Source organism: Rhizobium sp. NLR10b (assembly GCF_019685435.1).
In the GTDB taxonomy this organism is placed as follows: domain Bacteria; phylum Pseudomonadota; class Alphaproteobacteria; order Rhizobiales; family Rhizobiaceae; genus Rhizobium.
Genome location: NZ_JABDWV010000028.1, coordinates 26411 through 33171, shown reverse-complemented (window position 1 = coordinate 33171; position 6761 = coordinate 26411). Strand labels below are relative to the sequence as shown.

General features: G+C 62.6%; 8 protein-coding genes. All 8 read right to left on the bottom strand.

Features of this window, described 5'->3' with window-relative positions; translation table 11 throughout:
- The coding region (locus HJB91_RS29395; RefSeq protein WP_221124229.1) for a cytochrome c maturation protein CcmE at positions 1 to 211 on the bottom strand (211 nt) is incomplete at its 3' end.
- The gene (gene ccmI / locus HJB91_RS29390) at positions 208 to 1080 is read right to left on the bottom strand and encodes a c-type cytochrome biogenesis protein CcmI (protein ID WP_221156768.1); all 873 of its coding nucleotides are present in this window, start codon (positions 1078 to 1080) and stop codon (positions 208 to 210) included. The genes HJB91_RS29395 and ccmI, both read right to left, overlap by 4 nt.
- A 95-nt stretch (positions 1081 to 1175) precedes the next feature.
- Positions 1176 to 1841, bottom strand: a complete 666-nt coding sequence (locus HJB91_RS29385) for a Crp/Fnr family transcriptional regulator (RefSeq protein WP_221156766.1) — start codon at positions 1839 to 1841, stop codon at positions 1176 to 1178.
- Between the two features lie 31 nt (positions 1842 to 1872).
- Positions 1873 to 2031 carry a cbb3-type cytochrome oxidase assembly protein CcoS gene (gene ccoS / locus HJB91_RS29380; protein WP_210633356.1) on the bottom strand — a complete coding sequence of 53 codons (159 nt, stop codon included), beginning with the start codon at positions 2029 to 2031 and terminating at the stop codon, positions 1873 to 1875.
- On the bottom strand, positions 2028 to 4310 hold the full coding sequence (locus HJB91_RS29375; protein ID WP_221156764.1) for a cation-translocating P-type ATPase: 2283 nt from the start codon (positions 4308 to 4310) through the stop codon (positions 2028 to 2030). Before HJB91_RS29375 ends, ccoS begins: the two co-directional genes overlap by 4 nt.
- Positions 4307 to 4792 carry a FixH family protein gene (locus HJB91_RS29370; protein WP_221156762.1) on the bottom strand — a complete coding sequence of 162 codons (486 nt, stop codon included), beginning with the start codon at positions 4790 to 4792 and terminating at the stop codon, positions 4307 to 4309. The genes HJB91_RS29375 and HJB91_RS29370 overlap by 4 nt, the downstream gene beginning before the upstream one ends.
- Complete coding sequence (ccoG, locus tag HJB91_RS29365; RefSeq protein WP_221156761.1) at positions 4789 to 6357, bottom strand: cytochrome c oxidase accessory protein CcoG; 1569 nt, start codon at positions 6355 to 6357, stop codon at positions 4789 to 4791. The genes HJB91_RS29370 and ccoG overlap by 4 nt, the downstream gene beginning before the upstream one ends.
- Before the next feature lie 171 nt (positions 6358 to 6528).
- Positions 6529 to 6714, bottom strand: a complete 186-nt coding sequence (locus HJB91_RS29360; protein WP_210633362.1) for a hypothetical protein — start codon at positions 6712 to 6714, stop codon at positions 6529 to 6531.
- Positions 6715 to 6761: the final 47 nt, after the last annotated feature.

Genomic DNA, 6761 nt, shown 5'->3' with positions numbered 1-6761 from the left:
TCGAACCGGCGCCGCGCACGACGCTGCCCGCTCCGACCAGGCCGCCCAGCCGGATGCGGGTCTCCGGCGCCACCGGCGTCTTGGCCAGATCGGCCGGCATGTAGAAATAGGCCACCGACTGGCTGAAGGCGAACATCACCAAAAGCACCGCCGCAAGGATGAAACTCATCCCGCCCGCGATCACCGCAAGGCGCTTCTGCTTGCGCGTCATCGCGAATCTCCTGCAGCTGTCATGTGAGGCTTCTGCCTCGAAGCGGCCAGCGGAACGCCGCCATTGGCGGAAATATGTTGGTTGACGAGCGGCAGCCACGCCGCGCCGGCAGGCGACAATTTCGCCAGCGCTTCGAAATCTGCCAGCGCCTCGGTGGTCCGTCCCGCCTGCTCCATGCCGACGGCGATGTAGAACAGCGCGCGCGGGTTTTTCGGTTCGAGCCGGAGTATCTGCCGCAGGATGTCAAGCGTGTCCGCGGTCACCGAACCTTGCGCTTCGATCATCAGGGCCTCGGCGAGGCCGCCCAGGCGATCGACGTCGGGTCCGAGGATCCGCAGCGCATTCCGATAAGCCGACTTTGCCTCGGCGATCCGGCCGGTCCTGAGGTAGACCGGAGCGATGACGTTCCATCCCCGCCCGTCATCGGGCTGGCTTGCGAGATGGCGTTCCGTCTTGGAAATGAGCATTGCGATATTGTGGCCGGGATCTTCCAGCCGCGCCTGCAGCGGCTGCGACGGCATGTCGGGCGAACCCAGCCGGGCATAAAGGCCGATGCTCGCGAGCGGCAGAAATAAGCTGATGGCCAGCTTCGGCCATCGATGGGCATGCGGCGGTCTCCGGCGCTCTTCACACTGTTGTTCGGTTGCCTTGAAAAGCCGCCGCGCGATTTCGGCACGGGCATATTCGTACTCGTTGCGAGGGAGTTGGCTCGTCTCCATGTCCCTGTCGAGGTCGACAAGCTGGTCCCGATAGACCCGGCATGCATCAGCCGCACCACTGTCGATCCGGGCAAGGCCCGAAGCAAACGGATGAAGAAGGGAAGCAATGACGGCAGTCGCGATGACCGCGAAAACAATCCAGATAAGCATGACGTCGAGGTGCCTTTCGCCCCGACCTTAGTGGAGCGGGCGATCGCCACATTGACGCCGGTCAAATTGCGGCGCTCTTTTCCGGCTTCCCGATGTCAGCACGCCTTCCGCAACTGGTCGACACTGTCGACCAGGACAATCTTGCCTCTGACTTCGACACCTGCAGGAACGAGCGCCGCGAATGCGCGCGAAAGGGCTTCGGGCGCAAGCCCCAGTTTGCCGGCCAGGATCCTCTTCCGGTAAGGCAGGCGAAATGTGGCCTGCGACGCCGAGGCCGGGCAACGGCTCACGAGGTAGTTCGCGACACGTTGCGCGGCCGTGTGCAGCCGGTCTCCTGCTATGCAATCCATCGCGCCGAGCAGATGTCGGGTCATGATTCGCATGACGTTGCGATGAATGGTGGGGTACCGCTCGGCGAGCGCCCGCAAGTCCGCAAGTTCGAACAGGGCCACCTCCGCTCCGTCGGCGGACCACGCGCTGTAGGCGTAGGTGCCGCCGCCCGACAGAAGATATTCGCCGAAGGTGTCGCCGGGCTCGCAGACGCAGATATCCGCCTCGCGCCCGGCGGACTCGGATTTGGAAAGTCGGACGAATCCGCTCATCACGCAATAGACGAACAACGCTGGCTGGCCTTCTGCGATGATCCGCTCATCCGCAGCGAATGTTTGAAACTGAGCTGTAGCGGCGAGCTCCTCTATCGTCGACTCGTGGAGGCCGTCGAACAGGTCAGACCGCAAAAGTATGGGATTTTTCGCAAGCATCGATCTTCCTCTCGTCTTGGTCATATGCGGCTCAAGATTTGTTGCGGTCGGTTTCGTCCTCGATGAGAATTCGCCAAGCGGCTCCTTCAAGGTCGTCATACTGGCCGCTCTTCAGCGACCAGAGGAATGCCAGGAGGCCCATTCCCCCCATCAGCAGCGCGATCGGGATCAGATAGATCAGCATGTTCATGCGGTTTTGACCTCCCCGCCGGCTCGCGCTTCGGTCGGCATGGGGGAGTGTTTGCCGAAGGTATTCAACCGCAGCGCATTGGTTACGACGATGATCGATGATGTCGACATGGCCACCGCTGCGATCAGCGGCGTCGCCAGTCCGGCGATCGCGATCGGGACCGCCAGCAGGTTGTAGCCGATGGCCAGAACAAAGTTCTGCCGGATCAGGCTGGCGGATCGTCGCGCGACGGCGATCGCTTCCGGAACGGCATCGAGCCGTTCGTTGAAAAAGACGAGGTCGGCGGCCTGCCTGCCGATGTCGGATGCGGTGGCGGGCGCCATCGAGACATGCGCGGCGGCAAGTGCCGGCGCGTCGTTGATCCCGTCGCCGACCATGAGCACGCGATGGCCCTCGCCGCTCAGCCTCTGGCATTCCTCGACCTTCTGCTTCGGCGCCACCGCGCTCAGAGCCCTTCGAATACCGAGAGCCCGCGCCGTGTTGTCGACGACGGTTTGCCGGTCGCCTGATACCATCAGCGTTTCAAGGCCGGCGGCAGTGATATCGCGGACAGCCTCGGCAGCGCCGGGGCGAAGCGTGTCGTCAAAGAGGAAATATGCCAGTTCGGCACCGTTCTTCGACAGGACCACTTCCGAAAACGGCCTGTCGGCCGCGCCGGTCGTAGGGCCGGTTTCGCAGGCAAAGGCCCGATTGCCCAGCCGATAGACATCCGTTCCATTGCTGGCCTCCAGCCCCCCAGCGGGTATTTCCGTGACCCTGTCGAAGGAGAAGGAAGAAGCCTGCTCCATGTCCCGCAGCAGCGCCTGGGAAAGAGGATGCCGTGAATGCGCGGATAATGCGCAGGCGATGGCGGTATTGCTCGCGTCGGTCGCCTCGACCCCGACGAGGCGGGGCCGCCCCATCGTCAGCGTGCCGGTCTTGTCGAAGGCGACGATATCCGCCTCGGCCAGTCTTTCGAGCGCCGAACCGTCCTTGACCATGATGCCCTTGCGAAAAAGCTCACCCGCCGCGACCACCTGAACCACGGGAACGGCAAGGCCGAGCGCGCACGGGCATGTAATGATCAGCACCGCGACCGCGACCAGCATCGCCTGTTTCCAGTCGCCGCCGAAAAATCCCCAGGCGAGAAAGGAGACCAGCGCCAACAGGTGCACGGCCGGGGAATAGAGCGCTGCGGCCCGATCGGCGATCCGGCGATAGCGAGCCCTGCCGCCTTCGGCGGCTTCCATGAGGCTGATGATTTCCGATAGAAGGGAATCCCTCGCCACTTTCGTCGCCCTCAGGATGAGGGAGCCGGTCAAGTTCATCGCACCCGAATTCACCGCGCTGCCTTTGGCGACGGCGACCGGACTGCTTTCACCGGTGACGATGGAGAGGTCCACGTCGCTCTCGCCGTTGACGATCATGCCGTCGACGGGGATGCGCTCGCCCGCCGCGATCGCGATGTCGTCACCCACCGCGATCTCTTCCACCGGAACGTAGCGGCGCGATCCGTCCGGCATCATCAGCAGCGCCCCGCGCGGGGCCAGTCTTGCCAGACCGTTGATCGCCGCGCGTGCCTTTTCGCGCATTACGTGATCGAGGGTTCTGCCGATCAGCAGGAAGAACAGCAGCGAAACCGAAGCGTCGAACCATGCGTGTTCGCCGTGATGCACGGTCTCCCACAGGGAGACGGCATAGGAGAGCGTCACCGCGAGCGAGATCGGAACGTCCATGTTGGTGCGCCCGCGTTTCAAGGCGTTCCAGGCCGATTTGAAGAAGAAGCGCCCCGCATAGACCAGTGCGGGGGCCGCGATCATCGCCGAGATCCAGTGAAACATGTCCCGGGTCGCCGCGTCGGCGCCAGACCAGACCGACACCGAGAGCAGCATGATATTGGCAGCTGCAAAACCAGAAACCCCGATCGCCAGCAGCAACTGGTTCCTGATTCGGTCGTTTTCAGGCGCCGCGGCTGTGAAGAGATGCGCGCGGTATCCAACCACATTGATGGCTGCGAGGATTTCGGAGGGATCGGTCGCCTGCCTTTCGAATTCTTCCTGATAGATGCAGCTAACCCGGCGGGCAGTGAGATTGACCCGGGCCTTCCTGACGAAGGGAAGCGCCGACAGCGCTTTTTCGATCGTGACTATGCAGCCGCCGCAGTGGACGTCGGGGACACTGAGGTCGAGCTGATGCAATCCGGCCCCGAGCGGGTGGCTCGCCAGCCGGACTTCGTCGGCGCTGGCCGATGTCGCGCTGAGGGCGAGTACGCTTTCCGTATCCATGGTGCAGCAGGTCATTGGCCAAACTCCGCCGTATCGATGCGCTTCGCCTCGTGCATGACGACCACGCCGTTCCTTCTCGATATGGCCTCGACGATCCAGTCGCCGCCGGTCACCTCGTGGTCGGCTTCGAACCGGCCATCGCCGGTCCTCCGGAGCGTCAGGTGGAAGTCCTCGTGATCACCGACCGGTCTTTTGAAGTTCAGCGTGACATCGTCGATGATCGCAGGCGCGCCCCTGCCATCGTGGATGTCGTAGCGGATCGCGCGGCCCTTGACGGAGAGAGCGCCCTCGACGCCGGAGGCGGCCATCGCCTTCATCGCTGCCGCCTTGCCGTTGAATTCCTGACTGGCCACATAGGTGTTTTCAACGACCAGGCCGCTCCAGCTGGATGAGGCATAGAAGGCCATGGTGACGTTGACGGCAATCACGACGGCGAAGAATGCCGAGGTGGCGAGCAGCATGTGCAAGCCGGTAAAACCTCGAGTGGACGCCTTCATTTCACCTCTCCCGGTGCGTTGAACGCCGCGCGATAGGTCGCCCGGTCGGAATGGTCCGAATCTTCGATAACGAATAGGAATTCATTGATCTCGGCCCCGTCGGGCTTGCGCGTCACGAAGACCTTCAGCGTCGTGGCCGCGTCCGGTTCGGCACGGACCGTGAAGCTGCGGCCATCCTGCCTGCCGAACTCGGGAATGCGCATCACGCCGCCCTCGAGCCCGATGAGGGTGATGGTCACATCCCGCGGCGTCGGCACCATGTTGAGGACGCGAAGTGTGTAGCCGTTGCGGATGGAGCCGTCGCTTTCCAGGACATATTGGGGGTTGCGATCATGGACGACGTTGAGTTCGAGTCGTTCGCGGAAGGCAAGATGGATGACCATGGCGATGCCGATCGATGCCCAGACGACGGCGTAGAAAACGATCCTCGGACGAAAGATGATCCGCCAGTCGAAATGCCGGACCGCCGAGATGAAGCTTCCATCGGCGTTTCGGACATTGGAGGGCTGGATGGCGGTCCGTCCTCCGTCCGTCGCAAGCGACATGTTGCTCGAATATTCGCTGAGCGTCGCATAGGCGATCAGCCCGCGAGGTTTTCCCAGCTTGTCCATGACGCCGTCGCAGGCATCGATGCAGAGCGCGCATGTGATGCATTCCATCTGCTGACCGTCACGTATGTCGATGCCCATCGGACAGACCGCGACGCAGGCATTGCAATCCACGCAATCGCCGACCGGCAGGCCCTTGGCCTGGGTTTTCTTGGCGTGGCGCGACCGCTGCTCGCCTCGCCAGTCATTGTAGGTGACGACAAGCGAATTCTCGTCCAGCATCGCGCCCTGAATGCGCGGCCACGGACACATGTAGGTGCACACCTGTTCGCGCATCAGCCCCCCAAGCACATAGGTCGTGGCTGTCAGGATGGCGATCGTTGCATAGGCGGCCGCAGGAGCGCCGCCACCAAACAGCGAAGCCGCCAGGCTCGGCGCGTCGGCAAAATAGAAGATCCACGCCCCGCCGGTGGCGGCTCCGATCAAAAGCCAGATCGCATGCTTGCTCAACCGCTTGCTGAGCTTGTCGAAAGTGAAGGGGCCGGCGTCGAGCTTCATTCGCGCGTTCCGGTCCCCTTCCATGGCGCGTTCGACGACGAGAAACAGGTCTACCCAGACTGTCTGCGGACAGGCGTAGCCGCACCAGGCGCGGCCGACCGCGGCGGTGACGAGAAAGAGGCCAAAGCCCGCCATGACGAGCAGGCCCGCGACATAGTAGAATTCCTGGGGCCAGATTTCGATGAAGAAAAAGAAGAAGCGCCGGGAGGAGAGGTCGACGAGAATTGCCTGATCGGGCGCGTAGGGACCGCGATCCCAGCGGATCCACGGCGCCAGGTAATAAATGCCGAGCGTGATCAGCATCACCATCCATTTGAACCGGCGGAATCGACCCTCGGCGCGCTTTGGGAAGATCTTCTTGCGCGGCGCATAGAGAGGCTGTCGGTTGCGCCGGGCGTTGACCGGCTCGACACTGACGCGCTCAATGTCATTCGGATCTGGGGCGGTGTAGAGATTCATGGAGACCTGTCCAGTGTTTGCCTGCCCTTGTCCCACCCGCGGCGCATCCGTTCCTTGATGCAGATCAAGAAATGACCTTTCGGAATGAAAAGGCCACGCCCCGGGGTAAGGGCGTGGCCGGAGGACAGCGGGGGAGAAACACCGCTGAGACGTCCTCGACAGGAGCTGAAATTATCGGCTCGTCTGCTTGTGATCCTTGAGGCAGATCAAGCTTACGATCGAATTTCCGATCTTTGCCGGATCCTCCTGTTCGGCCGACGGCGCCACCGCCTTGGCGCGTTCCGAAACGCGAGAGCGGATGATGGCGCGCGGCGTGCCATAGAGACCGAGGATGGGATTGTGATCGTGGACTGTCATCGTTTCTCCTTGGAGCATTTCCGTTTTCCTTGAATCACGGAAATGCT

Excerpts from the sequence above, each read along its gene's own strand:
- ccmI (WP_221156768.1), bottom strand. The coding sequence starts at position 1,080 with ATGCTTATCTGGATTGTTTTCGCGGTCATCGCGACTGCCGTCATTGCT.
- HJB91_RS29385 (WP_221156766.1), bottom strand. The coding sequence starts at position 1,841 with ATGCTTGCGAAAAATCCCATACTTTTGCGGTCTGACCTGTTCGACGGC.
- ccoS (WP_210633356.1), bottom strand. The coding sequence starts at position 2,031 with ATGAACATGCTGATCTATCTGATCCCGATCGCGCTGCTGATGGGGGGA.
- HJB91_RS29375 (WP_221156764.1), bottom strand. The coding sequence starts at position 4,310 with ATGACCTGCTGCACCATGGATACGGAAAGCGTACTCGCCCTCAGCGCG.
- HJB91_RS29370 (WP_221156762.1), bottom strand. The coding sequence starts at position 4,792 with ATGAAGGCGTCCACTCGAGGTTTTACCGGCTTGCACATGCTGCTCGCC.
- ccoG (WP_221156761.1), bottom strand. The coding sequence starts at position 6,357 with ATGAATCTCTACACCGCCCCAGATCCGAATGACATTGAGCGCGTCAGT.
- HJB91_RS29360 (WP_210633362.1), bottom strand. The coding sequence starts at position 6,714 with ATGACAGTCCACGATCACAATCCCATCCTCGGTCTCTATGGCACGCCG.